Source organism: Dyella sp. (assembly GCF_035685885.1).
GTDB lineage: Bacteria > Pseudomonadota > Gammaproteobacteria > Xanthomonadales > Rhodanobacteraceae > Dyella.
On sequence record NZ_DASRZX010000007.1, the window covers coordinates 1 to 25,007 of the forward strand.

The 25,007-nt window shown below is 65.5% G+C and carries 21 protein-coding genes; 11 read left to right on the top strand and 10 right to left on the bottom strand.

The genetic code is table 11. The features are described from left to right. Positions 1 to 84 precede the first annotated feature (84 nt). A complete protein-coding gene (locus VFG49_RS01260) occupies positions 85 to 474 on the bottom strand; it encodes a hypothetical protein (protein ID WP_324857588.1) in 390 nt (129 codons plus the stop codon). Between VFG49_RS01260 and VFG49_RS01265 the strand changes: the two genes are divergently transcribed. Further along, the gene (locus tag VFG49_RS01265; RefSeq protein ID WP_324857590.1) at positions 473 to 907 is read left to right on the top strand and encodes a hypothetical protein; all 435 of its coding nucleotides are present in this window, start codon (positions 473 to 475) and stop codon (positions 905 to 907) included. The genes VFG49_RS01260 and VFG49_RS01265 overlap by 2 nt on opposite strands. Before the next feature lie 80 nt (positions 908 to 987). Here VFG49_RS01265 and VFG49_RS01270 read toward each other — a convergent pair whose 3' ends face one another. From VFG49_RS01270 to dgcN, 4 genes are all read right to left on the bottom strand, one after another. After that, complete coding sequence (locus VFG49_RS01270) at positions 988 to 2,532, bottom strand: tetratricopeptide repeat-containing sulfotransferase family protein (RefSeq protein WP_324857592.1); 1,545 nt, start codon at positions 2,530 to 2,532, stop codon at positions 988 to 990. 171 nt (positions 2,533 to 2,703) lie between these two features. Continuing rightward, positions 2,704 to 5,841 carry a TonB-dependent receptor gene (locus VFG49_RS01275; protein WP_324857594.1) on the bottom strand — a complete coding sequence of 1,046 codons (3,138 nt, stop codon included), beginning with the start codon at positions 5,839 to 5,841 and terminating at the stop codon, positions 2,704 to 2,706. A gap of 558 nt (positions 5,842 to 6,399) precedes the next feature. Next, positions 6,400 to 7,605 carry a sodium/glutamate symporter gene (gltS, locus tag VFG49_RS01280; RefSeq protein WP_324857596.1) on the bottom strand — a complete coding sequence of 402 codons (1,206 nt, stop codon included), beginning with the start codon at positions 7,603 to 7,605 and terminating at the stop codon, positions 6,400 to 6,402. Positions 7,606 to 7,770: 165 nt separating this feature from the next. After that, complete coding sequence (gene dgcN / locus VFG49_RS01285) at positions 7,771 to 8,814, bottom strand: N-acetyltransferase DgcN (protein ID WP_324857598.1); 1,044 nt, start codon at positions 8,812 to 8,814, stop codon at positions 7,771 to 7,773. Between the two features lie 291 nt (positions 8,815 to 9,105). Between dgcN and VFG49_RS01290 the strand changes: the two genes are divergently transcribed. Next, entirely contained in the window at positions 9,106 to 10,005 is a 900-nt protein-coding gene (locus VFG49_RS01290; protein WP_324857600.1) for a LysR family transcriptional regulator, read from the top strand. Positions 10,006 to 10,107: 102 nt separating this feature from the next. Here the strand turns inward: VFG49_RS01290 and dcp are convergent, their stop codons facing one another. From dcp to bioD, 3 genes are all read right to left on the bottom strand, one after another. After that, positions 10,108 to 12,309: a peptidyl-dipeptidase Dcp gene (gene dcp, locus VFG49_RS01295; RefSeq protein ID WP_324857603.1), complete on the bottom strand. Its 2,202-nt coding sequence runs from the start codon at positions 12,307 to 12,309 to the stop codon at positions 10,108 to 10,110. 204 nt (positions 12,310 to 12,513) lie between these two features. Then, the gene (locus VFG49_RS01300) at positions 12,514 to 12,864 is read right to left on the bottom strand and encodes a hypothetical protein (RefSeq protein ID WP_324857605.1); all 351 of its coding nucleotides are present in this window, start codon (positions 12,862 to 12,864) and stop codon (positions 12,514 to 12,516) included. A 50-nt stretch (positions 12,865 to 12,914) separates the two neighbouring features. After that, entirely contained in the window at positions 12,915 to 13,586 is a 672-nt protein-coding gene (gene bioD / locus VFG49_RS01305; protein WP_324857607.1) for a dethiobiotin synthase, read from the bottom strand. Between the two features lie 104 nt (positions 13,587 to 13,690). Here bioD and VFG49_RS01310 point away from each other — a divergent pair, with 104 nt between their 5' ends. Then, complete coding sequence (locus VFG49_RS01310; protein ID WP_324857608.1) at positions 13,691 to 14,182, top strand: GAF domain-containing protein; 492 nt, start codon at positions 13,691 to 13,693, stop codon at positions 14,180 to 14,182. Between the two features lie 48 nt (positions 14,183 to 14,230). Here the strand turns inward: VFG49_RS01310 and yihA are convergent, their stop codons facing one another. Continuing rightward, positions 14,231 to 14,866 carry a ribosome biogenesis GTP-binding protein YihA/YsxC gene (gene yihA / locus VFG49_RS01315; protein WP_324857610.1) on the bottom strand — a complete coding sequence of 212 codons (636 nt, stop codon included), beginning with the start codon at positions 14,864 to 14,866 and terminating at the stop codon, positions 14,231 to 14,233. A 110-nt stretch (positions 14,867 to 14,976) separates the two neighbouring features. Between yihA and VFG49_RS01320 the strand changes: the two genes are divergently transcribed. The 5 genes from VFG49_RS01320 (at position 14,977) to VFG49_RS01340 (ending at position 18,764) form a co-directional block, all read left to right on the top strand. Beyond that, a complete protein-coding gene (locus VFG49_RS01320; RefSeq protein WP_324857612.1) occupies positions 14,977 to 15,756 on the top strand; it encodes a c-type cytochrome in 780 nt (259 codons plus the stop codon). Between the two features lie 69 nt (positions 15,757 to 15,825). Then, positions 15,826 to 16,710 carry a thiol:disulfide interchange protein DsbA/DsbL gene (locus VFG49_RS01325; protein WP_324857614.1) on the top strand — a complete coding sequence of 295 codons (885 nt, stop codon included), beginning with the start codon at positions 15,826 to 15,828 and terminating at the stop codon, positions 16,708 to 16,710. Positions 16,711 to 16,751: 41 nt separating this feature from the next. Then, complete coding sequence (locus VFG49_RS01330; protein ID WP_324857615.1) at positions 16,752 to 17,402, top strand: thiol:disulfide interchange protein DsbA/DsbL; 651 nt, start codon at positions 16,752 to 16,754, stop codon at positions 17,400 to 17,402. A gap of 121 nt (positions 17,403 to 17,523) precedes the next feature. Beyond that, positions 17,524 to 18,333: an endonuclease/exonuclease/phosphatase family protein gene (locus tag VFG49_RS01335; RefSeq protein ID WP_324857618.1), complete on the top strand. Its 810-nt coding sequence runs from the start codon at positions 17,524 to 17,526 to the stop codon at positions 18,331 to 18,333. Continuing rightward, positions 18,330 to 18,764 (top strand): hypothetical protein, encoded by a 435-nt coding sequence (locus VFG49_RS01340; RefSeq protein WP_324857620.1) that lies wholly within the window; start codon positions 18,330 to 18,332, stop codon positions 18,762 to 18,764. The genes VFG49_RS01335 and VFG49_RS01340 overlap by 4 nt, the downstream gene beginning before the upstream one ends. Here VFG49_RS01340 and VFG49_RS01345 read toward each other — a convergent pair. Next, the gene (locus VFG49_RS01345; protein ID WP_324857622.1) at positions 18,663 to 20,282 is read right to left on the bottom strand and encodes a glycosyl hydrolase family 17 protein; all 1,620 of its coding nucleotides are present in this window, start codon (positions 20,280 to 20,282) and stop codon (positions 18,663 to 18,665) included. The two genes, VFG49_RS01340 and VFG49_RS01345, sit on opposite strands and share 102 nt — an antisense overlap. 206 nt (positions 20,283 to 20,488) lie before the next feature. Between VFG49_RS01345 and VFG49_RS01350 the strand changes: the two genes are divergently transcribed. From VFG49_RS01350 to VFG49_RS01360, 3 genes are all read left to right on the top strand, one after another. Then, a complete protein-coding gene (locus VFG49_RS01350; protein ID WP_324857624.1) occupies positions 20,489 to 22,564 on the top strand; it encodes a transglycosylase SLT domain-containing protein in 2,076 nt (691 codons plus the stop codon). A gap of 13 nt (positions 22,565 to 22,577) precedes the next feature. After that, a complete protein-coding gene (locus tag VFG49_RS01355; protein WP_324857626.1) occupies positions 22,578 to 23,522 on the top strand; it encodes a complex I NDUFA9 subunit family protein in 945 nt (314 codons plus the stop codon). A gap of 224 nt (positions 23,523 to 23,746) precedes the next feature. After that, on the top strand, positions 23,747 to 24,976 hold the full coding sequence (locus VFG49_RS01360) for a multifunctional CCA addition/repair protein (RefSeq protein ID WP_324857628.1): 1,230 nt from the start codon (positions 23,747 to 23,749) through the stop codon (positions 24,974 to 24,976). The last annotated feature ends 31 nt before the right edge of the window (positions 24,977 to 25,007 follow it).

The window sequence follows — 25,007 nt, forward strand, 5'->3', positions numbered from 1 at the left end:
GGGACATCTTGCAACACTCCTGCTGCTCGCGCAGTCTTTAGTGTGTTGCAACGACCGGCTGAAACCGCAGTCGGAAGCGGACGCTCAATTTCCGTGCCCAAGTGTTGGGTTTCTCGGCGGATCAAGCAACCAGGCCAGCAACAGCAGCCCGGCGACCGCTGGAATAATCCATGCCAACAAGCTCATCACGGTAGGGGATTCCCCGGGGTAGTCCATTGCGGCGAACGGATTAATAACCCCGAGGGGAATGATGATCGCAGCAAGAAGGGAGAATGCGGCCGCCACGCGGCGCGCATATCGGTTCATACACAGCAACCCTAGTGCGAGTGTCAGCAGGCCGATCGACAGCGCGGCCGCGCCGATGAGTGCCACCTGCCCCAGAAATGCACCATAACACGCGTCTCCCGCACGCCAAACGCACCAAATGGCTACGAGATAGGCAGCAATACGGCGAACCCAATCCAAACGCCCCATGTCTATCCCCTGCTTTGTTGTTTCGCTCAACAACGCCCACTCGATATGTCTGATTCGGGTCGACAGCGGACCTCTGAAAGCTGAAGAAGAATCCTGCCCACATCAAGCCAAGGCCGCAACCAGGGAAGTGACATTGACGACGCGTGGAGAAGGATCGCTCGCAGCAGAGAGGACGCCGCCGGACCAGGATTCCAAGCATCAGGCCAAGGGCCAGCAACTGGTGCGTGGTGATCACCGCCGGATCCTCGGTCAACGGCATCGCCGTCTGGATGGCTCGCATGCGCTCGGCCATGACCTTGGCGGAGCGCACGTTGTGAGCACGGAAGAAGGCCTCAAGCGTGGCCTGACGTGCCCGATGCGCCTACCTGAGCGTGGGCCAGCGCAGCAGGAAGTCACTGAACACCACCGTGTCGTGCTGCTCAAACCAGCCTAAAACCCGCGGGTATTACCGCTTGCGCGTGTGACCGAAACCGATGGCATCGATCACGCTGTCAGCGCGCGAAAATTTCTCTCTCACGCCCCGAACAGTCCGGCATCCCGCAGGCGCTGGCGCAGGCCATCCAGTTTTTCGCCGTAGCGCGCGCTGCGTGCGGTGTCGCGGCGCAGTGGCTGCCGCACTTGCGCCGCGCTGGGTGCGCTGAGAACGGTGCGCGAGGTTTTGTGGAATTCCAGGCAGGCGGGATCGAATGGCAGGCCGCAGAAATCCAGCAGGTTGCGGATGACGGGCTCTGGTTCGGCCACCAGGGATTCGTAGGGGAGATCGAGCACGCGGCCGGGGTATCGCTCCAGCCAGAAGCGCGTGAGGCGCGAGAAGTCGATGCAGTAGTCGGCCATCTCGTCGAGGTCGCAGGTGAAGGCGGTCTGCTCGGTGAAGCACTGGCGATAGCATGCCAGGCAGGTTTCCACCGGATCACGGCGAACGACGACGACGCGCGCCGCCGGCAGCATCGCCAGTGCCGCGCCCACCAGGTACCAGGTCACCAGGCTCTTGTCGGTGAAGCGCGGTTTGCTCTTGCGCCAATGTACGGTGCGCGCCAGGTATTCCTGGCCAAGGCGATGCCAGTCCTGGGCGCTGGCGTCGGTTGCCCACAACGGGAAGGCCGAACGGCGGCGCCGTGTCTCCGCGTCGATCACCTCGGGCATGTCCTTGATCTCGTTGGCGCCCTCCACGTGCGGATGCGAAGCGAGTATCTGTTCTACCAACGTTGAACCGGAACGCGGGATGCTGACGATGAAGGTGACTTCGCGACCCAGTTCGGGATCGAGCGGCGGCGGCATTTCGTTGGCGAAGATGCGCTGGATGTCATCCACGCGGCGGCGCTCTCCTGCGGCGTTCCACTTCACCCGATGGCGACGCGACGCGTTGGCTTGGCGGAACGTCTCGAAGGCCTCGCCATAGTCGCCCTGATCCTCCAGCGCCTTGGCCAGAGTGAAGCCGAGCAGCTCGCGCTGGCGGGCCGGCAAACCCTCGCGCGTGATGGCGCGCTGCAGGCGTGCTGCATCCGCGGCATCGAAGCGGACGGTGTTGAGATTCGAAAGCCCGAACCATCCTTCGGCATTGCCCGGATCGAGACGCAGCACTTCCCTGAATCCCGCGACCGCCGCGTCGATCTCACCCAGGCTCGCTTGTGCCTTGGACAGCGACAACCGCGCAGGCATGTGCGCGGGATCGATTTCCAGTGCGTGCTGCAAGGCGGCAACGGCCTCGCCGGTATGCGTCACCCTCGCCAGGGCTTCGCCGAAATTGAACCAGGCCGGGGCGGAATCAGGTTGCAGTTCGCACGCGCGACGCATATGCGTGAGGGCCTGCTCGATACTGCCGCGCTCGAACAGCGCAATGCCGATACAGACATGCAGGTCCGAGTCGTCGGGCCACACGGCGAGCACGCGCTGGAAGCAGTCGATGGCCTGCACGTGATTGCCGCGACGCTGGGCCACCATGCCGAGCATCCGCATGGCGGCGGGCTCGCCGGGCGCCAGCGCGAGCACGCCGGTCAAGGATCGTTCCGCCGCCTCGAAGTCATGGCGTGCCCATTCCTCGCGTGCTTTCGCCAGCATGCGCTCGGCGGTTCCTGAAAGCGGTTGCCGTGGCGTGCCCTGCGCTGGCCGAATTTCTGTCATGTCGTCACCGGCGATGGTGGAGTCAGCAGACTATACAAAGGCATGCATGGGCTGCAAAAAAAACGCCGGGCAGAGCCCGGCGCGGGGAGAGGAACGTCTGCAGGTTACTCAGAAATCGTAGGCGACCGAGAATCTCACGTAGCGCGGCGAGAGCGTGTCCTGCACCCGGCCGAAGTCGGGATTGGGACTGGAGGTGGTGCCGTAGAAGTCGTTGTAGAACACGGGTGTCTGCTGGTCGAGCAGGTTGAACACGGCCAGGTTGAAATCGAGCTTGTGATCGGCCCAGCCCGGCTTGTAGTCCACGTTGAGACCAACCTGATGCGTCCACGGCAGGCGACCCAGCGAACCCGGCGGGACGGGCTCGCCGCCACACCAGTAGTAGGTGTGCGAACCATGCAGCGCCAGCTGGTTCGGCCCGTAACCGCCGCGGCAGAGCACGGGCGTGCCGGAGGCGATGTAGAGGTTGGCACCGAGCGTCCAGTCTGGAGCCACCTGATACGCGCCGAAGAGCTTGATCTGGTGCCTGCGATCGTTGGGCAACACGCCGGAGGAATACTCCATGCGCTCCGGGAAGTCCCAACCCGTGGTAAGCGATTCGTAGGAACCGCCCTGCTGGGAATACGTGCTTACCGGGCCTTCGTCATTGCCCCAGGTGCGCGAGAACACGTAGTCGAGCTTGGCGAACCATTTGCCGTCCCATGCGTGCTCCAGCGAGAGGTCCAGCGAGTAGTAGCGGCGCGTCGGTCCCTTCGGGAAACCCTGGTCCTTGGCGGACAGCGTCACTGGCACCAGGGCACCGCTGGGTGATTGCATCCACAGGTTGCTGGTTTCGCCGGGATTGATCAGCACGAGACTCTGCGCCCACTGGCTGCAGGTATCGGCCGTCATGTACGCATAGCCTTGCGCACGTCCGGCCGCGCATTCGATCTGGATATCGTCGAAGTCGTCGATGATGCGGTTCATGCGCTGATAGGTACCGGTCGCGCCGAACACCCACTGCGTTCCCAGCATCTGGAACTGCTGCTGCATGCCCAGCACGTAGTTGTCCGAGTACTCCGCCTTGATGTTGCGCGATGCGGAAACGCGAGGATCCTTCGGCTGGCCATACTCGCTGTCGATCGACACGCCCGTCGATGGATTCTGCGGCAGCGGCGTGAACCCGATGGGCGCGCCCGTGGTCGGGTCGATGCCGGTGTAGGTGCCATAGATGCCCGCGTTGGTCACCGGCGCGGCGATGGACAAGGCGACCTGCTCCGGCAGTGCCAGGTAATAGCGGCCGGCGTTGCCGAACACCTTCAGAGAGGAGTCGCCATGCACGTCCCAGCTGAAGCCCAGGCGCGGCGCCCATTGCGGCGTGGTCAGGCGGATATAGGGCACGCCCGAGGCGTCGTAGTTGGTGAACTGGTCATTGCGCAAACCCAGGTTCAACAGGAAGGTCGGCGTGACCTGCCAGTTGTCCATCACGTACTGGGCGCGTTGCTGGACGCGCACGGAAGCCACGCTGATGTCGGTGTGCTTTTGCACGAAGTAGCAGCGGACGGTTCCGGTGGAATCGGGATGGCACTGGGTCGACGGCGCGACGTAAGGCGGCACGTTGGGGTCCACACCGAACACCGGCGAGCCAGGATCGCTCTGGCCGTAGATCCATTGATATCCCGGACCCGGGTTCACCGAGCCATCGTTCAAGTCTTCGGAGTTGATGTTGTCGATGCCGACCTGGAAGTCGTGGTCACCCAGCTTGTAGTCCAGATTCAGGCGATAGTTCGTCACCGATTCCTTGTGCCGGGAATCGGTAATCGACGAGTTGATCTGCGAGTTCGAAATACCGCCCGGCGGCACGAACGCCGGATCCTGCACCGAGCTGCTGGCGATGTGCGGCAACAGCGGGTCATAGCCCGGATACCCCGGCTGCGCCGTGTAGTACGAGCCGTGCATCTTGCCGGCCATCGCATTCAAGGTCAGGTTGTCGGTGATGTAGGACGTGTAGTTGGCCGACCACACCTTGAAGGTGGTCCGGTTGATCTGGTCAAGACTGTTGAAGTCACCCGTCTTGAGGGTGTCGTAGTCAAAGTCGTAGATGGTGCCAGCGGTCTTGTGCGAGTTCTGCACGTAGCTCGCGCTCAGCACGTTGCTGTCGTTGATGTTCCAGTTGAACTTGGTATAGAACTTCGGGTCGTGCACCTTGAACGTTTCTTGCGTGCCGGTGCTGCTGAACTCCGAGGTGCTCCGGTAGTGGGAGTCGTCCTGCTCCAGGCCGATGTAGAAGAACAGCTTGTCCTTGATCAGCGGACCGCTGACGTAGGCGTCGTAGATCGTTTCGCTGCTGCTGTTGTTCTTGCGATAGACGGCGAGGTCGCCGGGGCGGTTGCCTTCACTGGTCACCAGCGGATTGGCGTAATAGTAGTTGTCCGGATCATCGCGCAGGCTGCCCGGCTGCCACAGGGCGCGCGCACCGAAGTGCCATTCGTTGTCGCCGCTCTTGCCGATCTGGTTGATCACGCCGCCGATGGAGCGGCCATAGCGGGCGTCGTAACCGCTGGTGAAGGTCTGCTGCTGCTCGATGGCGCCATAGGGAAGCGAGATGCCGCCCTGGTTGTTGAGCAGCTCGGTGGTGTTCATGCCATCGAGGTAGTACGCGTTCTCCGCCGTCGATGCGCCACCGAACACCAGGTTGGGCGTACCCAGCGGGCCGGTGCCGATCTCGGGCGAACCCAGGTTGACGCCCGGCGCCAGCAGGGCAATGTCCTCGGCGGTGCGCTGTATGGGCAATTGCTGCAACTGCTTGGCGGTGATCGTGGTCACCTGGTTGGTGGTGCTCACGTCGATGGGCGGCAGCGAGTTGCCGGTGACGTTGATCGTGCCGAGCGTCCTGGCATTCGCATTCGCGCCAGCGGTCGGGACGGCGAAGTCCACGGCCACGGCGCCTGCGGCCACCGGGCTCACGCCGCTGCGCGTATCCACGACCTTGCCGTCCTGCAGCAGTGAAACGGTGTAGGTGCCTACCGGCAGCGTGACCGAATACTTGCCGGACGTCCCTACATCGACGGTGCGGTTGAAGCCCGAGCCGCCGGTGATCTGGACCGACTCGCCCGCCACCGCGGGTACCGTGCCGTAGATGGTGCCGCTGGTCGCCTGTCCCCATGCATTGCCGGCGAAGCCCAGGACGATCGAGCTGATGGCAAGCGGCAACGCCTTGCACTTGAGGACATGCTGGGGACGCAACGCGCGCAAAGATTTGCCCTTCATGACGATGTGCACTCCACTCTGTTGAAACGCCGGGTACTGCGCCTTCGTGACTGGTGGCAGCCCTGTTGCATCATCGCCACGTGGGCGCAGGCAACACGACGTCCAGACAACAGGTCATGCAAACCCGACATGGGCCTGCTGACCGAACAAGGGCATGGCTTGGCAGAGTGCGGCGACAGCGCGGCACGACATGACGGCGCGAATCCATCGCGAGGACGGACCTGCGCCGGGTGACGATGCGCTACGAACGGCTCTCCCCAACCAGCTCATAAGTGCGCGTTCGAGCGTAGTCTTCGTCAGGCGCGAGCCGCCAATGAAAAAACATCGGCTCACCATAACTGGGGGTTATGGGATGCGACGCGGGATGGCCCGAATGACACTTGGAGTACTTTTCCTCTTGTTGTAGCGCCGCAAAACCTGCACGCCAAAACAGCGCGTTGCGTTCGGCAACGCTCGGAACCAGCGAGGAAACATCACGTATCCAAGCGTCGCGGTGCATGTGCGCACGGCGCGTCGTGCGTGCCTGCATACGCGACACGAGCGCCCGTCTACCGCTGGCTATTTCCAGATGTTGACGAACACCGTGATGATGACGGCGTTGGTGAAGTCGATGAGGAAAGCACCGACCACAGGCGCTACCAGGAAGGCGCGCGGCGCGGGACCAAAACGTTCGGTAAGCGAACTCATGCACGCCATGGCGTTCGCCGTCGTGCCGAGCATGAAGCCGGTGAAGCCGCTGGCCATGACGGCAGCATCGTAGTCGCGCCCCATCAGTTGCAGCAGCGGCCAGCAGCACACGGCCAGCACCAGCACGGTCTGCAGCGCGAGGTTGAGCAGCAGCAGCAAGGCGAGGCCCGACAGGTCCCACAGATGCAGGTCCATGAGGGCCATGACCAGGAACAGCGAGAGGCTGATGTGACCGATCAGCTCCATGCTGCATGTCGACAAGCCGAACCAGCCGCGGCGATCGTCGATGTTGCGGATGACGGCGCCGGCCAGCATCGCGCCGATGTACGCCGGCAAGGTCAGGCCAAGCATGCCCAGCCCCGTGCTGATCCATGCACCGATGCCCATGGCAATCAGCATGAACACCACGCTCTTGAGCGCCGCGTAGGCCGGGTCGACCAGGCGACTCTTCGCCGACAACGCGGCCGACGGCTCCTCCACGCCTGTGTCGGCGTTTGCAGCCACGGCGGGATACAGCCCCAGCCGCTCGATGAGCATGGCGCCCAACGGCGAGCCCAGGATGGAACCGCACACGATGCCGGCCATCGCATTGGCCAAGGCCACGCTCTTGGCGCCCTGCACGCCGGCGCTGGCGAACAGCGGCGCGAAGGCCAGCCCGGTGGCAGGGCCGCCCGCCAGCGTGGCCGATCCGGTAATCACGCCGAACAGCGGCGGCAGACCGAACGCCTTGGCCATGCCGACGCCCAGCAGGTTCTGCACCACCGCCAGGCCGCTGGCCAGTCCCAGGAACAACAGGATCTGGCGACCGCCGACCTTCAGCAGCGTGGTGCTGGCGTTGAAGCCGATGCCGGTGAAGAACGCGATCATCAGCGGCTGCTCGAAACCGGTGTCGAAGCGGACAGGCGTGATGCTCCAGTGCCTGCAGGCCAGCATCAGCAACGCCACCAGCAAGCCGCCGATGACCGGCGCAGGGATGCTGAAGCGCGCGAGCAGCGGCACGCGTCGCCGGATGGCATAGCCGACGAGCAGCAGCACGCCACCGCAGGCCAGGGTCTGTATCGAATCGAGTGTCAGCACGCGCGCGTACCCAGGTCGACAGCGAGGAAGAGTCTATAGGCAACACTCATCAAGCAGCGCCGTCCTCACCTGCCAAATCCACTCGCACGGCACAGGCCCGCTGGCGCACGGGGGAAGCGGCCATGGATGGCCACGGTTTTGAGGAGCGAGGAAGGCAGGCCGTGCTCAATCCGCGAAGCAGGCGACGAGGTTGTCCGCGATCGATTCGACGCCCATCGTCACCGGGTCCAGGCAAGGCAGCCCGAACAACGCGCTGACACGCTCGCAGGTGGCGATGGCTTCCTGCGCGGGCAGGCGCGAAGTGTTGAGCGCGATGCCGACGGGTTTCACCGCGGGGTTGGTCAGGCGTGCGGCGGCGAGGTTGGCCTCCATGCAAGCCATCAGTTCCGGTATCGGATAATCCCGCAGCCCACGCATGTGACGCCGCGTCGGCTCGTGGCAAAGCACCAGGGCATCGGGCTGCGATCCATGCAGCAAGCCCAGCGACACGCCCGCGTAGGACGGGTGGAACAGCGAACCCTGGCCCTCGATGAGATCCCAGCCGTCATCGGCACGCGCAGGCGAGATCGACTCGGCGGCGCCGGAAATGAAATCCGCGATCACTGCGTCGACGGGAATGCCCGCGCCGGCGATGAGGATGCCGGTTTGCCCCGTGGCCCGGAAATCCGCCGGAAGCCCGCGCCGACGCAGCGACTGCTCCAGCGCCAGGGCGGTGTACATCTTGCCCACCGAGCAGTCCGTACCCACCGTCAGCAGGCGGCGTCCCAGGCGGCGCGCACCGGTGCCGACCGGAATGCCCGGCCGGGGGGCACGCGCATCGAACAGCGCACGTCCGTTCCGGCGCGCGGCTTCCACGATCTCCGGTTGATCGCGCAGTTTCTGGTGCAAACCCGATACGACGTGGAGACCGGCGTCCAGCGCCGCGATGGCGTCGGCAATCATGGCGTCATTCATCACGCCGCCCGCGTTCGCCACGCCGATGACCATGGTGCTCGCGCCCGCGGCCTTGGCCCGGACGATGTCCATGTCAGGCAGATCCAGCGTCACCGCGCAATCGTCGCGACGGTGCTGGCCCAGGCACCAGTGCGGGCGCCAATACGCCAGCCCCCGGGCCGTCTTGATCGCCAGGTCATCGTTGGCACTGCCCAGGTACAACAGGTACGGCGGCCCCCACTGGGCGGACGCGGCCTCTTCGCCTTGGTCCGACATCGGCAATGCTCCCTGTTTGCGGATGGTCTCGCGCGCGTCGTGGATTGCGACTGCGTGGTTGCCGCACGGGCGGCCTTGTCGTGCACGGGCGCCGGCAGGTCCCTGCCCACGCCATCGAGCATAGTCATCGGCCGATCCGCGTCGCCAATGAAAAGTTGAACACGAGGCATAACCGTTGGTTGTGGATGCCGTACGATCTGGACACGGGCACGCCGGCGGTTTCGCGGCATTTGTTCGGACAAACCACTGGATGCCGGCCATGGCCGCATCGAACCGGATGGGGAACGGCCTATGCGTCTCCGTTACATCGAGCTGTTCCACGCTGTCCTGAGCACGGGCAGCCTGACCGGCGCGGCGAATCTGCTGAACGTCTCGCAGCCTGCCGCGAGCAAGGCGCTGCAGCAGGCGGAAAGCCACCTGGGCTTTCCGCTGTTCAGCCGCGTGCGCGGCAGGCTGCAACCGACGCAGCAGGCCTTGCTGATGCGCCATCACATCGACCGTGTCATGCGCGACCTGTACGACCTGCGGCGCCTGGCGTTGAACATCACCCGCCCGGAGAGCCATCCGCTGAGGGTCACCTGCACACCCGCCCTCGCGCAGGTGCTGGTGCCCGACGCAATCGCCCAGGTGGGAAAGGCTTACCCGGAGACGACCGTCGAGCTGTTTACGCAGCACTCGGCGGTGATGTGCGAGTCGCTGATGCTGCGCGAGGCGGACATCGGCCTCACCCTGCAGGACATCAGCCATCACGGCCTGAAGCAGGAGCCGCTATGCCGCGGCAACATCATGGTGATCGCGCCACCGGGCTGGTGGCCAAAACGCGAACTGGACCGGCCACTGCCGATCAAGGCGCTGGCCGACCAGCCGATGATCGGCATCACCGTGCAGGATGCGCTGGGCGCGATGCTGCAGAACCACCTGGCCAAGGTCGAGCCTGCGCCGCGGACCAGCGTGTGGGTGCAGACGTATCAGCTGGCGTGCTCCCTGGTTGCACGCGGCGGCGGACTCGCCCTGGTCGACCCATTCACCGCGCAGTGCAGCAGGGAGCCGGTACAGAAGCGCGCGTTGAAGCTGCAGATGGATGTCGTCCTGTACGCCGTCTATCGACCCGACAGTCCGCTCAACAGCGTGCAGACGCGTTTCCTTGACTACGTGCGCGAGCTTGCCAGGAAGATCTTGTCGAACGATTGAGATCGACCATCGGTTGTCTACCGCGCGCGTCACTGCCCATCGCATGGCCGCGAAAAAAGGGCCGGCAATGCCGGCCCTCTTTCTTTGACGCCTGTCGAAGGCTTACTTCTTCTGCGGCGCTTCCTTCAGGCCACGATTGAGCAGCATCGGCTCGATGGTCGGGTCCTTGCCACGCCAGTCCTTGTACATCTTGCCCAGTTCCTCGGTGTTGCCGCGCGAAAGGATCATCTCGCGGAAGCGGTCGCCGTTCTCGCGGGTCAGGCCGCCCTTGTCCACAAAGCCCTGGAAGGCATCATCGGCCAGCATCTCGGTCCACAGGTAGGCGTAGTAACCGGCGGCATAACCGTTGCCCCAGATGTGCTGGAAGTAGCTTGAGCGATAACGCGGCGGCACGTAGCTGAGGTTGATCTTGGCCTTGGCCAGCGCATCGGCTTCGAACTTGTCCGGGTCCTGCTTCGGCATATCGGCGCTCAGGCTATGCCAGCTCATGTCGAGCAGCGCGGCGGAGACCAGCTCGGTCATGTCGTAGCCCTTGTTGAAGGTCTTCGACTTCTTGATCTTCTCCACCAGCTCGGCCGGCATCGGCTCGCCCGTCTTATAGTTCTTCGCGTAGTTGGCGAAGATCTTCGGGTCGGTGGCCCAGTGCTCGTTGAACTGCGACGGGAATTCCACGAAGTCGCGCGCGGTGGCCGCACCCGACAGGCTCGGATACTCGGAGTTGGCGAAGATGCCGTGCAGGCCATGGCCGAACTCGTGGAACATGGTGATCACGTCGTCGAACGACAGCAGCGCCGGCTGGCCCGGCGCGGGCTTGGTGAAGTTCGCCACGTTGAACACCACCGGCTTGGTGCCCATCAGCTTGGACTGGTCGACCAGGTTGCTCATCCAGGCGCCGCCGTTCTTGTTGTCGCGCTTGAAGTAGTCGCAGTAGAACAGCGCGAGCGAGCTGCCGTCCTTGTCGAACACTTCGAACACGCGCACATCCGGCTGCCACACCGGGATGTCCTTGCGCTCCTTGAAGGTCAGGCCGTAGAGCTGGTTGGCGGCGTAGAACACGCCGTTCTGCAGCACGTTGTCCAGTTCGAAGTACGGCTTGATCTGCGATTCGTCCAGATCGTACTTGGCCTTGCGCACCTGCTCCGAATAGTGGTTCCAGTCCCACGCCTCGACCTTGAAACCGCCCTTCTGCTGGTCGATCACGTCCTGGATGTCCTTGGCCTCGCGCTCGGCGCGCGCCGTGGCGGCCGGGGCCAGCTTGTCCATGAAGGTCAGCGCCGCTTCCGGCGTCTTGGCCATCTGGTCTTCCAACTTCCACGCGGCGTAGCTGGAGAAGCCCAGCACCTTGGCTTGCTCGGCGCGGATCTGCGCAATGCGGCCGATCATGTCGCGCGTGTCGTTGGCGTCGCCCTTCTCGGCGCGATCCCACGAAGCCTTGAACAGCTGCTCGCGCGTGGCGCGATCATTGAGGCTCTGCAGCGCCGGCTGCTGCGTGGTGTTCTGCAGCGGGATCACCCACTTGCCGTCGAGCTTGCGCGCCTTGGCCGCTTCCACTGCCGCAGCGATGTCGCCATCGGACAGGCCATCGAGCTTGGCCTTGTCATCCACCACCAGCGCGCCGGCCTTGGTGGCGGCGAGCAGCTTGTTGGTGAACTGCGTGCTGAGCGTGGACTCTTCCTTGTTGAGATCCTTCAGCTTCGCCTTGTCGGCGTCGGACAGCTTGGCACCACCACGCACGAAGTTCTTGTAAGTCACTTCAACGAGACGCTTGGATTCCGGATCGAGCTTGAGCGAATCGCGCTGCTCGTAGATGGTCTCGATGCGCTTGAACAGCTTGTCGTTCATCACGATCGCGTCCTGGTGCTCGGCGAGCTTGGGCGCTTCTTCTTCCTGCACCTTCTGGATCGTGTCGTTGGTGTTCGCGCCGCTGACGGCATTGAACGCCTGCATCACGCGCTGCATCAGCTGGCCCGACTTCTCCATCGGGATGAAGGTGTTCTCGAAGGTCGGCGCATCCGGGTTGTCGGCGATCTTCTGGATCTCCGCCAGGTGCTGCTTCATGCCTTCTTCGAACGCAGGCTGGTAGTCGCCATCCTTGATCTTGTCGAACGGCGGCGCCTGGAACGGCAGCGTGCTGGGCTCGAGGAACGGGTTCACGGCGCTGACCTCCGGCGTGGCGGCCGCAGTGGAAGCCTTGGCAGGCGTGGTGCTGGCCGGGGCGGGCTGCGCGGCTTGCTCGTTGGACTGCTGCGAGCAGGCGGCGAGCGCGATGGAAGTGGCAATGACGAGAGTGCGGAGACGAAGCATCAGGATTCCCCTGCGGGTGAAAAAATCGAACCCGCAGCCTAACCACACCTTGGCTGGGGTGCCAAGGGCTGGAAGTCCTGGCCTCATTCTTGCCTTTGCCCGTCGTCTCCTTGCGGGAGCGCACCCTGTGCGCGACTCGCTACGCCGCGACGCATCATCTTCGTTGGGTCGTCGCGCACAGAGTGCGCTGCCACAACAACAACCTCAGGCCTGGCGCATGTCCCGCAGCTGCCAGCTCGGGCCGATCAACAAGTTCAGCCGATGGCGCACGACGTTCATGGGCAGGTCGGTGATCAGGTCCACGTCGGTGCGCAGATCGTGCACTTCCGCCATCACCGTGGCACTGGGGTCGGTGACCGCCAGCGCGGGATCGACGTCGTCAGGCTCGTCCTGCATCGCGCGCCAGCGCTGGAACAGCGTGGCCGTGCGCAACGATTCTTGCAACGCAGCAGCAAAATCATTCGGACCGGCGCCGTCATAGCTCAACGAGGGGACGGGGCCACGTGCTTGGGCAAGATCGGCAATGGAAAGGTAGTAGTGGCTACGCGCGGCCATGGCGGCACTCCGGGATCGACAGTCGCATGCAAACACGCGACGCGTGAAGATCACTCCAAGATGGCGTCCAGATCCAGTCGTGATGCCGCCTCGTGCGGCGGCGCGCCATGCGGCAGCACGCCCAGGCACGGCGCCGGCAGCATCCGGCGCAGCGTCGTCAGGTTCTCTTCCACGGCCGCCATGTCCGGATCGATGAGATTGCCGATCCAACCCACCAGGCGGCAGCCGTCCGTGGCGATGGCGCGCGCTGAGAGCAACGCATGGTTGAGGCAGCCCAGGCGCATGCCCACCACCAACACCACCGGCAGCTGCCACTGCCTGGCGATGTCCGACGCCAGCAATCCGCGCGACAGCGGCACCAGCCAGCCACCCACGCCCTCCACCAGCACGGCGTCGTGCATGTCGCGCAGGCGCAGGAACGCCTCGTGCAGCGGCGCCAGGCCGATCTCCACACCGTCGTGCGCCGCCGCCAGGTGCGGCGAAAGCGGCTCGCGCAACGCGATGGGGTTGATCCATTCGTAGGGCATGAGCGCGCTGCTTGCCGCCTGCAGTGCGAGTGCATCGTCGTTGCGCAGGCCTTCGGCGGTTTGCGTGCATCCGCTCGCCACTGGCTTCATGCCGCATGCGCTGCGGCCTGTCGCGCGCAGCGCATGCAACAGGGCGCACGTGGCGTGGGTCTTGCCCACGCCCGTATCAGTGCCCGCGATGAAGAACGTCGACATGCGCCTGTCCCCTGTTGACCGCAACCATCGTTCTGCGGGCGGCGTTATGCCGCAGTGCAGCGCGTCGGCGCATAATACGTTCTTTGACAGCGAGGCCCATGCCCATGTTCGACGTATCCACGCAGGCCTATGCCAGCAAGCGCGAGCACTACGAAGACCTGTGCAGCCAGGCGCGCGGCCTGCTGGAGGGCGAGCCGAACGTGATCGCCAACGCCGCCAACTTCTCGGCGCTGCTGTATCACAGCTTGCCGGACCTCAACTGGTGCGGTTTCTACCTCTACGACGGCACCGAACTGGTGGTTGGCCCCTTCCAGGGCAAGCCGGCCTGCATCCGCATCGCGCTGGGCCGCGGCGTGTGCGGCACCGCGGCGCAGACGCGCCAGACCCAGGTCGTGCGCGACGTGCATGATTTCGACGGCCACATTGCCTGCGACGCAGCATCACAGTCGGAAATCGTGGTGCCGCTGGTGCGCGCCGACGGCAGCCTGTTTGGCGTGTGGGACGTGGACAGCCCGTCCATCGCGCGCTTCGACGACGAAGACCGCGCCGGCATGGAAGCGCTGTGCGCGGTGTTCATGAAGTGCGTGAACGGTTGAGACTTTCGCTCGTCGTCCCAACGAGGGACGACAAAGCCTTCTCGGGGTTTATTCGCGCGGCGTATTGAGCAAGGTCATCACCGCCGCGCGTGCTTCCTCCACGCCCGTCGGCGTCTGCGAGGAGAACATCTGCGCCGTGGCGTGCGTGCCGCCGGCCACCAGCTCCTTTCGCAACGCGGCCAGGGCCTGCGCCGCCTGGTTGCGCGAAAGCTTGTCCGCCTTGGTCAGCAGCACGTGGCAGGGCAAGTGCGTGACGAAGCAGAAATCCAGCATCAGCCGATCGAATTCCTTCATCGGATGGCGGATATCGGTAATCAGCACGATGCCGCGCAAGCTGCGGCGTTGGTGCAGGTAAGCGTCGATTTCCTGCTTCCAGTGCTCGCGCAGCTCCGGCGGAACCTTGGCGTAACCGTAGCCCGGAAGGTCGATCAGGCGTGCCGCAAGCGGCGCCTCGCCTTCGCCCTGTGCCAGCGGCGGCAGCGAAAACGCGACCATCTGCTGCGTGCGGCCAGGCGTCTTGGACGTGCGCGCCAGGCCTCGATGCGCTGTCAACGCATTGAGCGCGCTGGACTTGCCCGCATTGGAGCGTCCGGCAAAAGCCACTTCGGCGCCGCTATCGGGCGGAAGCTGTGAGATTCGATGGGCGGCGAGTACGAACTGGGCGCCCTGCAAAGGATTGGACATGGTTTGACCGACTAAGGTGGCGCGGAGATAATCCGTCAGTTTCTGCCAGTTGCGGACGTGCAGGCCAGCGCGAGCCGTGCAGCCATAGCAGTTTTTCGGGAGACAAGTGTATGAGTTTTCGGCCCGCCGGTTTCCGGCCCGCTGTTGTTGGTTATGCCGTAGCTTTCGTCTTTGCGCTGTCTTCCAGCGTAGTGCTCGCCCAGGAAGCCAAGGCTCCCGCCGCTGCGGCCAGTGCCGCGCAGCCGGCCGCGGCCGCTCCCGCCGCCGAAGCGGCCAAGCCCGCCGAGGCTACCGCCGCCCTCAAGCCCGGTGACGCCGCTGCCGGCGCCGGCAAGGCTGCCGCCTGTGGCGCCTGCCACGGCATGGACGGCAATTCCAGCGACGCCCAGTACCCCAAGCTCGCCGGCCAGCACGAGTCCTACATCGTCCGCCAGCTCACCGACTTCAAAAGCGGCAAGCGCCAGAACCCGATCATGCTCGGCATGTCCACCCCGCTCTCCGAGCAGGACATGCACGACATCGGCGCCTATTTCGCCAGCAAGAGTGCCCTGCCCGGCGTCGCCGACCAGGCCCTTGTCGAGCGCGGCGAGCAGCTTTATCGCCAGGGCGACACCACCAAGGGCGTGCCCGCCTGCATGGCCTGCCACAGCATCGACGGCCGCGGTAACCCGGGCGCGATGTATCCGCAGCTGACCAGCCAGCACGCGCAGTACATCGAAGCGACGCTGAAGTCCTGGCACGACGGCACCACCTGGGGCGATGACGCGCACGCGCAGATCATGCCGGGCATCGCCAAGAAGCTGGACGAGAAGGACATCACCGCCATCGCCAGCTACATTGAAGGCTTGCACGCTGCCGACGGCGCCTCGGGCGCATCGGCCGCCAAGTAAGCTGCTTCGACACGCCGGCCCGATGGCCGGCGTGTCCGTTCCAAGCCAGACAAAGTATCGAGGACCACCATGCTGAAGCGTTTGTCGTTCCTGTGTGCCGCCCTGCTCGCGCTCGCCGCCTGCAGCAACAACAACGACAACGCCAGCACTGCGCAGCCGCCGGCTCCGACACCGGCACCGGCAGCCACCGCGCCCGCGACCCAGCCGACGCCCGCTGCCACCGCGCCGGCCCCGGCTGCTGCTTCCACCGCCGCTCCCGCCCCGGCCGCCAGCGCCGCAGCGGCGGAAGCACCGGCTGCACCAAGCCCGACCCCCGCCACACCGTTCGTCGACAACGGCAAGTGGGTGGAAGGCAAGCACTACGTGCGCATCGAACCGGCTCAGCCCAAGCTGACCAATACCGACAAGATCGAAGTTGTCGAGGTGTTCTCCTACGGCTGCCCGGCCTGCAACCAGTTCCACCCCACCATGAACAAGCTGGTGCAGGAGCTGCCGTCCACCGCCGTGGTCGCCTATCTGCCCGCCTCGTTCATGCCGCAGGAAAACTGGCCGATGCTGCAGCGTGCCTTCCTCGCCGCGCAGGCGCTGGGCGTGGCTGACAAGGCCAACGATGCAATGTACGACGCCGTGTGGAAGACCAACGAACTCAGCGCGCTGAAGGCCGGCGGCAATGGCCTTAAGCCGGCCTCTGCACTGCCGACGATCGATGACGCCGCCAAGGTCTACGCCAAGTTCGGCGCCGATCCGCAGGAGTTCGCGGCCGTGGCCAATTCCTTCACCATCAACACCAAGGTCAAGCGCTCCGACGAACTGGTGAAGAACTACGGCGTGGAAGAAACGCCGACCATCATCATCGACGGCAAGTATCGCCTCACCCCACGCGCCGCCGGCAGCTACGAAGATACGGTGGAACTGGTGAAGTGGCTGGTGTCCAAGGAAGCGGCCGGCAAGTAAGCCGCGCCATCATCCAACACGATCACCCGAGGTTCCCCTTCATGTTCAAGCGTTTCGCCTCACTGCGTGCAATCAGCCTGTTTGCCGGCCTGCTGCTGGCCAGCGCCTGCACGGCCGGTTCCAATGAGCCTGCGCCCTATACCAACGGCACCGAGTACGTGACGCTCGACGGCCCCGCCCATCGCTACAGCAGCGAGGGCAAGGTGGAAGTGGTCGAAGTGTTCTCCTATGGCTGCATCCACTGCGCGCACTTCGCGCCGATTGCCGAACAGATGCGCAAGCAGCTGCCGCCGGGCGTGGTGTTCAAGCTGCTGCCGGCCGCGTTCAACGACCAGTGGGTGCCGTTCGCGCGCGCCTTCTACGCCGCCAAACAGCTGGGCGTGCTCGAGCAGACGCACCTGGCGCTGTTCCAGGCCAAGTTCGACAACCACTATCCGATCTCCACGCTGGACGAACTGGCCGATTTCTACGCCACCCACGGCGTGAAGCGCGAAGACTTCATGCGCATTGCCACCTCCGACGAAGTCACCGCGCAGATCCGCAAGGATGCCGCGCTGGTGCAGGCGTGGCAGGTCGATGGCACGCCCACCATCGTGGTCAACGGCAAGTACCGCAGCGCCAACATCAAGACGCTGGATCAACTGTCCGCATTGACCCAATGGCTGGCCAAGCGCGAGCTTGCCGGGAAGTAAATCGTTGCGGGGGAAGGCTTTCCGGAACTTTCCCCGCATTCACGTGCAGGCGGGCATGCTTGCGCACCCGACAGAACCGCCGATGGCGCCTGTCATCCTTTCCCAATAACCTGCCCGCCCGATGAATCGCGCCGACACTTCCGCCCCCGCAGCCCCCGAGCGTCGCCTGCGCCTGCTCAGCTGCAACATCCTGGCCGGCGCCAGCGTGCAGCGTTACCACGAATACGTCACCCGCAGCATCAACGCGGTGCTGCCCGGCCGCAGCAAGCTGGACAATCTCGATCGCCTGGCCGAAGTGCTGCCGCAGTTCGATGTCATCGGCCTGCAGGAGGCCGACGCGGGCAGCCTGCGCTCGGGCTTTCTCAACCAGACGCGCTACCTCGCCGAAGCGGCGGGCATGCCGTTCTGGAGCCATCAGCCGAACCGCCCCATGGCGCGCCTGGCGCATTCGGCCAACGGCCTGATCAGCCGGCTGGAACCCTCCAGCGTGCTCGACTATCCGCTGCCCAGCCGCATTCCCGGTCGCGGTGCATTGCTGGCGCGTTTTGGCGAAGGCCCCGATGCGCTGGCCGTGATGATCGCCCACCTGTCGCTGAGCGCGCCTGCGCGCGCCAAGCAGCTAGGCTTCATCGGCGAGGTGATGCAGGACTATCGCCATGCCGTGTTGATGGGCGACCTCAACACGGATCTGCACAGCACCGAGATGAAGCACCTGTTCGCCAAGTCACCGCTGGTGCCGCCGGAACGTGTGACGCCCACGTTTCCCAGCTGGAAGCCGCGGCGCGCGCTCGACCACATCCTTACATCCGAGGCGATCCAGCTCGACAAGGTCTGGGCGTTGCCGCAGGCTTTCTCCGATCACCTGCCGCTGGCCGCGGAAATCCGCCTGCCGGGGCACGTCGCACCACAACCCCACCGACTGCGCCGATGAAGCGAACGCTTGCCCTGATCCTGCCCTGGCTGTTGCTGCTGGTGATCGCTGCGCTGCCGCTGCTGCTGCGCTACGGCCTGGTGGAATCGGCCGAGCTGGCGCGCGTCTGCGATGCAGGCAAGACGCTGGCTTGCGAGGTTCGCCACATCACCGTGCTGGGTTTCATCACCGGCAATATCGGTGGGCTGCGCATCGGCGTCTTCGGCTGGGTGGCGCTGGCCGCGATGCTGCTGGCGCTGTGGCACGTGCGCGTGTTCACCGCCTGGCTTGCGGCGGCCACGGGTCTGTTCGCCGTGGTGCTGTACTGCTTTGAACCCGGCGCGCTGGCGCTATTGGTGGGCTGCCTTCGCCTGGTGCGCGCGCAGGCGAACGGTGTGGACCCAGCGGATCAGCACGGCGCCACCCAGCGCGAGATTGGCGCCCATCCATAGCCACGCCGCCGGATTGAGCCCGACGTCCTGCACGACGGTGACGGCGGCCAGCAACGGCAAGGCGCAGGCCAGCAGGCGTTCCTCCGGCGAGGGCATCCCGCCTTTGTCCGCATCCAGCATGGTCGCAACGAAGTAACCCAACGCTGGCGGCCAGAACAGGCCCAGCGGGAAATCACGGTAGCGGCCGTCGAACACCAGCAGCAGCCCGTACAAGGTGAGGATGAACATCCACGCGTAGCGTGCGCGACGGTTCGGCGCCTGCCGCGGGCGCTCGCCCGCCAGCTGCGCACCGATCCAGCGCGCGAGCCCCATCGTGGTGATCAGCGCCAGCGCGCACAGCGCCAGCGATACGGTCCATTCGACCGCATCGCGGCAGGCGTAGGACATCTGCCTCAACTGCCACGCCATCGCAGTGCCCGCGGCAAAGCCCGACAGCGCCATCGCGATACGCGCGCGACGCAGCCGCCATTCGCGCCGCCACCAGCCGGCCAGCACGAACAACACCGCGCCCGCGACGCCCGCCGCCCAGCCCCACAGCCAGCGCGGCTCTTCGACCACCGCGCCCTGCATCGAAAACTTCGGGCGCGCATGCACGTCGAAGATGCCCCAGTAGCCGCCGACGGTGCCTTCCTGCTCGCGTTTCCACGGCTGGTCGAAGGCTTCGATCACGTTGTAGGGCATGTCGACGCTGCCGGCGTAGCGCAGGAAGTCGCGCATGTAGCGCGCCTCGTTCACCACGCTGGCTGCGGCGCCACGACGCTGCTTGCCTTCGCTGGGCCAGCCTGTTTCGCCGATCATCACCGCGCGCCCGGGAAACTGCGCCTTGGTGTGCGCATAGACGTCCGCCACGTGCTGCAGCGCGTCCTTCGGCTCGACCGGCTCGTCTTCCCAGTACGGCAGGATGTGGATGGTGATGTAGTCCACCACTTTGGCCAGCTCGGGATAGCGCAGCCAGAATTCCCACACGTCCGCGTAGGTCACCGGGACATGCGTATCGCGCACCGCATCGTGCAGCTCGTTGATGTAGCGCGCGAGTGCTTCGGGTGTCTGCTCGCCACGCAACAGCACTTCGTTGCCGACGATCACGCCGCGTAGCACGCCCGGGTTCGCCTTGATGGTGGCGATGCCCTTGCGAATCTCGTTTTCGTTGGCGACCGGATCGCGGCCGATCCACACGCCGAGCAGCACCTTCATGCCGTAGCGCTGCGCGATGGCCGGCACCGCGTCCAGGCCGAAACCCTGCGAATACGTGCGCACGCAATCGAAGCGCTCGGACAATGCGCGCAGGTCGGCATCGATGCGCTCGGGACTCACGAAGGCACGAATGTTGAGCGGTGTTTCGCCCGGCTTGCGGAACGGCGCATAGGACACGCATGCGATGCGCGCGCTCGGCGCATCGGGCAAGGACACCGGGCGACCCATCTGCCACCACCAGAGCGCACCGCTGAGCGCGGCCACGATGAGCATCAGCCATGCGATCGGCGCGACTCGGGACGATGGCGAGGACGATGGCGGCATGCGCTTCCTGCTGGCTGGGTGCGCCGGACGCGGCGCCTCGTGGGCCGCAGATTCTATCAGGCCATTCCGCACGTCCATGTGCGCCGGTGCCCGGCCGCCGTTTCACGCCACGCTCAGCGGCCGTTGGCCATGCTGCCGGGCCGCGCATTGCATGTCGTCCCCGAGGACCGCGAAGTCGTTCGCCGCGGGTTGGAAAAGGAGTGGTCATGTCCCTGTCTGTGGCACCACGGCGTCTTGCCGGACGCCTGTTCATCGTGATGGCCGGTCTTGCGCTGGCTTTTGCCGCCAGCGCCGCCGAGCCCACCGCCGCGCAACGTGCCGCGTTCAAGCAGGCGTATGCGGCCGCCCAGCAGGGTGGCGATGGTTGGCGCGCTCAGGCCAATGGGCTGCAGGACTATCCGCTGTATCCGTACCTGGAGGCAGCGGCACTCACGCACGACATCCGGCAGATCGACCGCCCCCAGGTCGAGGATTACCTCAAGCGCAATCCGGGGCTCATTCCCGCCACGGATCTTCGCCGCGACTTCCTCGCCGAACTGGCGCGTCGGCAGGACTGGGACAATTTTCTTGCGATGTACCAGCCCGGCCAGGGCGACACGCTGGCGTGCAGCGCACTGCAGGCGCAGCTGAGCAAGGGCACGCCGCTGGATTTCGACCGTGACCTCGCCGCGCTTTGGGCCAAGCCCAAGCTGCCCAGTACCTGCGACCCGGTGCTGAGCGCTGCGCACGACCAGGGTCTGCTGACCCCGCAGCGCCTGTGGGATCGCATCGATCGCGCAGCGGATGCGGGCCAGCCTGGCTCCATCAACGCCATCGCCGGCTGGCTTCCAGGCGAGGACGCCGAGTCCGCCCGGCGCATCGCCTCGGCGCTGAGCGATCCGGCCGCGGCGAGCGTCGCCGCCAACCAATGGCCCGACACGCCGCGCAACCGCCAGGCTGCCACGCTGGCGCTGGAACGGTTGGCCCGTCGCCAATCGGTGACCGCCGACATCGCGTGGCAGAAGCTGCAAGGGCATTTCGCGTTCTCGCCGGAACAACGCAACCGCGTCGAATACGCCATCGCCCTGTTCCATGCCACCGACTATGACCAGGGCGCCCTCGCACGGCTGGCCGCGTTGCCGGCCGCGTCGCAGACCGACACCAGCCGCGAGTGGCGCGTGCGCGCCGCGCTGGCACAGCAAGACTGGCGCGCCGTGCTCGCGGCCATCGACGCCATGCCGGCCGCGCAGCAAAGGGATGGCGAATGGCGCTGGTTCCGCGCGCGCGCGCTGACCGAACTGGGACGCCAGAGCGAAGCGCAGCAGGTACTGACATCGCTGGCGACAGAGCCGACGTTCCACGGCTTCCTCGCGGCCGATCGCCTGGACGCGCCGTATGGCATCTGCCCGAACACGCTCAACGGCGATGAGCAGCGCGAACAGGCGCTGCTGGCCAATCGCGCGCTGCTGCGTGCGTTCGAGCTGTATGCCGTGGGCCTGCCCCGACAGGCGCGCCGCGAGTGGACGCAGGCAATGGACGGTGCCGACGCGCAAACGCTCAGGCTGGCGGTCGATCTCGCCACCCGCCGGGGCTGGTACGACCGCGCCGTGTTCACCTTCAACACCGGCGACGCGCTGCGCTATTACGAGCATCGCTTCCCGCTCGCCAGCCAGGACGGACTGGTGCCGCAGGCACAGGAAGCGGGTATCGATCCTTCGTGGGCTTACGCGATCCTGCGCGCGGAAAGCGCGTGGATGAGCGATGCACGTTCGGGCGCCGACGCGCGCGGCCTGATGCAGCTGCTGCCTTCCACGGCCGCCCTGGTGGCCAAGCGCAATGGCATCAGCTGGGGCGGCGGCGACACCTTGTTCGACCCGGTGACCAACATCATCCTCGGCACACGCTACCTCGCACAGATGGCCGAGCGTTTCAGCGGTTCGATCTGGCTGGCGAGCGCCGCGTACAACGCCGGCCCGGGCAAGGTTGATCAATGGCTGGAAGCACGCGGCACGCTGCCCGCCGACATTTTCGTCGCCACCATTCCGTACAAGGAAACGCGCGAATACGTGGCGCGCGTGATGTCCTTCGCGGTGATCTACGACTGGCGCCAGCACGGCAACGCGGTGCCGCTGTCGCAGCGGCTTACGCCGATCGGCCAGGGTTTCAGCCTGCCGGACGCGCGCAGCCAGCGTAAGCTGGTAGCCTGCCCGGCCGTGACGACACCCGCTCCCGCGGAAGCATCCAGCGCCGCGCCGGCCAGCAACATGGCGCCTCCGTCCGCGGCATCGAGCGGCACGCATTGAGATTGGGGATTCCGTGACACAACGAACCGCGCAACTGGTGGTACTCGGCGGCACAGGCTTCGTCGGAACGCATCTGGTGCCGCGACTGGCAGCTGATGGACACCGCATCCTGCTGCTTTCGCGCAATCGCGAGCGACGTCGCGAGCTGGGCGTGCTGCCCAGCGTGCGTATCCGCAGCGTCGACATCTACGACGGCAATGCGCTGCGCCGGCAATTCGAAGGCGCGGATGCGGTCATCAACCTGGTGGGCATCCTCAATGCCTCCGGCAACCAGACCTTTCAGCGTGCGCACGTGGAACTGACGCAGCGCGTGATCGCCGCGTGCCAGGCCGCCGGTGTTTCGCGCCTGCACCAGATGAGCGCGCTGAAGGCCGGCCAGGGACTGTCGCAGTACCTCAAGACCAAGGGCGATGCCGAGGCGCACGTGCGCAACTCCTCGCTGGACTGGACCATCTATCAGCCCAGTGTGATGTTCGGCAACGGTGGCGGACTGGTCGATCGCTTCGACCGATTGTTGCGACAGATGCCGATGTTGCCGTTGGCACGCGCCTCTTCACGCCTCGCACCGACCTGGGTAAGCGACGTGGCAGAAGCTTTCGCGCGCTGCGTCGGTGACAACAAGCTCGGCATCGACCGCAGTTTCGAACTGTACGGACCCGAAGTGCTCACGCTGGGCGAGATCGTCCGGCAGGTACGCGACACCACTGGGCTACGCACACCCATCCTCGACTTGCCTGATGGCCTTGGCCGCCTGCAGGCACAGATCGCCGGCATGCTGCCGGGCAAGCCGTTCTCGCTGGACAACTTCCAGACACTGCGCACCGATTCGGTGGGCAAGACCGATGGCTACGCCGCGCTCGGCATCGTGCCGCAACCATTGTCCCCATGGTTGCCGGTGTTGTTGAACGAGCCTGCGCAACAGCGGCGACTCACCAACGCCCGCACCAGCCGCGGCTGAGCACATCCGGCCACACACGGCCCTTGTAGGAGCGCACCCAGTGCGCGACCGCGGCGTTGCGTGAACCAGGATCATCGCCGGTGATTCGTTCCCACACGCGTGGCCGAGGGGTTGTTCACCATAGAACGCGACTGATCGCGCCTAAGTCGTCGTCCCACGATCCCGCCGATCGCGCACTGGGTGCGCTCCTACAGGGCGGGCGCGCGCATGGCAGAATCCCGGTCATGCGCATCTATCTCGTCGGCGGCGCCGTTCGCGACAAACTGCTGGGAAGGCCCGTCGTCGACCATGACCATGTCGTGGTCGGCGCGCGTCCCGACGAGCTGCTCGCGCAAGGCTATCGGCCGGTGGGCAAGGATTTCCCGGTGTTCCTGCACCCGAGGACCGGCGAGGAGTACGCGCTGGCACGCACCGAGCGCAAGACAGGCCACGGTTACCACGGCTTCGCCTTCCATGCCGATCCGTCGGTAACCCTCGAACAGGATCTGGCACGTCGCGACCTCACCATCAATGCGATGGCCGAGGCCGAAGACGGATCGCTGGTGGATCCGTTCGACGGCGCACGTGACCTGAAGCAACGCCTGCTGCGCCACGTCTCGCCCGCCTTCGCCGAAGACCCCGTGCGATTGCTGCGCGTGGCAAGGTTCGCCGCGCGCTTCGCGCCACTGGGGTTCACGGTCGCGCCAGAAACCATGGCATTGATGCAGCAGATGGTGCAGGCCGGCGAAGTCGATCATCTGGTGCCCGAGCGGGTATGGCAGGAGACACGCAAGGCGCTGGGCGAGGCGCAGCCTTCTGCCTTCCTGCGCGTGCTGCGCGAATCAGGCGCGCTCGCCGTGCTGTTTCCCGAGGTGGATGCGCTCTATGGCGTGCCGCAGCGCGCGGAGTTCCATCCCGAGATCGACACCGGCGTGCACGTGGAAATGGTGCTGGACATGGCTGCGCGTATCGCGCCGGGCAACGACGTGGTCGGGTTCTGTGCGCTCACGCACGACCTGGGCAAGGCACTCACGCCCGACGACGTGCTGCCACGCCACATCGGCCACGAGCACGCGGGCGTGGAGCCGCTGCGCCGGCTGGTGGCGCGGCTCAAGGTTCCCAACGAACACGCCTCGCTGGCCGAACAGGTCTGCCGCGAGCACCTGAACGCGCATCGCGCCTTCGAGCTCAAGTCCGCCACCGTCTTGCGCCTGCTCGGTTCGCTGGACGCCCTCCGGCGGCCGGAGCGGCTGGACCTGTTCCTTGCCGCCTGCGAGGCCGACAAGCGGGGGCGACTGGGGCATGAGAACGACTCGTATCCACAAGCTGACTATTTGCGGCGAGCCCGGGCAGCCGCCGCGGCGGTCAGCTCGGAGCCCTTCGTCGCCAGGGGATTGCAGGGGCCGGCCTTCGGCGAAGCCCTGACGGCGGCCCGCATCGCGGCCATCGGCGCGGTGGAACGCCCCCAAGCCTGAACGAACCGCGGCAAGGAAAGCCTGGCGGAAG

Coding starts and splice junctions, on each gene's coding strand:
- VFG49_RS01335 (WP_324857618.1), top strand. CDS start 17,524: ATGAATCGCGCCGACACTTCCGCCCCCGCAGCCCCCGAGCGTCGCCTG.
- VFG49_RS01275 (WP_324857594.1), bottom strand. CDS start 5,841: ATGAAGGGCAAATCTTTGCGCGCGTTGCGTCCCCAGCATGTCCTCAAG.
- VFG49_RS01350 (WP_324857624.1), top strand. CDS start 20,489: ATGTCCCTGTCTGTGGCACCACGGCGTCTTGCCGGACGCCTGTTCATC.
- VFG49_RS01300 (WP_324857605.1), bottom strand. CDS start 12,864: ATGGCCGCGCGTAGCCACTACTACCTTTCCATTGCCGATCTTGCCCAA.
- VFG49_RS01310 (WP_324857608.1), top strand. CDS start 13,691: ATGTTCGACGTATCCACGCAGGCCTATGCCAGCAAGCGCGAGCACTAC.
- VFG49_RS01320 (WP_324857612.1), top strand. CDS start 14,977: ATGAGTTTTCGGCCCGCCGGTTTCCGGCCCGCTGTTGTTGGTTATGCC.
- VFG49_RS01290 (WP_324857600.1), top strand. CDS start 9,106: ATGCGTCTCCGTTACATCGAGCTGTTCCACGCTGTCCTGAGCACGGGC.
- VFG49_RS01340 (WP_324857620.1), top strand. CDS start 18,330: ATGAAGCGAACGCTTGCCCTGATCCTGCCCTGGCTGTTGCTGCTGGTG.
- VFG49_RS01325 (WP_324857614.1), top strand. CDS start 15,826: ATGCTGAAGCGTTTGTCGTTCCTGTGTGCCGCCCTGCTCGCGCTCGCC.
- VFG49_RS01270 (WP_324857592.1), bottom strand. CDS start 2,532: ATGCTGGCGAAAGCACGCGAGGAATGGGCACGCCATGACTTCGAGGCG.
- dgcN (WP_324857598.1), bottom strand. CDS start 8,814: ATGTCGGACCAAGGCGAAGAGGCCGCGTCCGCCCAGTGGGGGCCGCCG.
- dcp (WP_324857603.1), bottom strand. CDS start 12,309: ATGCTTCGTCTCCGCACTCTCGTCATTGCCACTTCCATCGCGCTCGCC.
- VFG49_RS01345 (WP_324857622.1), bottom strand. CDS start 20,282: ATGCCGCCATCGTCCTCGCCATCGTCCCGAGTCGCGCCGATCGCATGG.
- VFG49_RS01330 (WP_324857615.1), top strand. CDS start 16,752: ATGTTCAAGCGTTTCGCCTCACTGCGTGCAATCAGCCTGTTTGCCGGC.
- VFG49_RS01360 (WP_324857628.1), top strand. CDS start 23,747: ATGCGCATCTATCTCGTCGGCGGCGCCGTTCGCGACAAACTGCTGGGA.
- bioD (WP_324857607.1), bottom strand. CDS start 13,586: ATGTCGACGTTCTTCATCGCGGGCACTGATACGGGCGTGGGCAAGACC.
- yihA (WP_324857610.1), bottom strand. CDS start 14,866: ATGTCCAATCCTTTGCAGGGCGCCCAGTTCGTACTCGCCGCCCATCGA.
- VFG49_RS01265 (WP_324857590.1), top strand. CDS start 473: ATGTCTATCCCCTGCTTTGTTGTTTCGCTCAACAACGCCCACTCGATA.
- VFG49_RS01260 (WP_324857588.1), bottom strand. CDS start 474: ATGGGGCGTTTGGATTGGGTTCGCCGTATTGCTGCCTATCTCGTAGCC.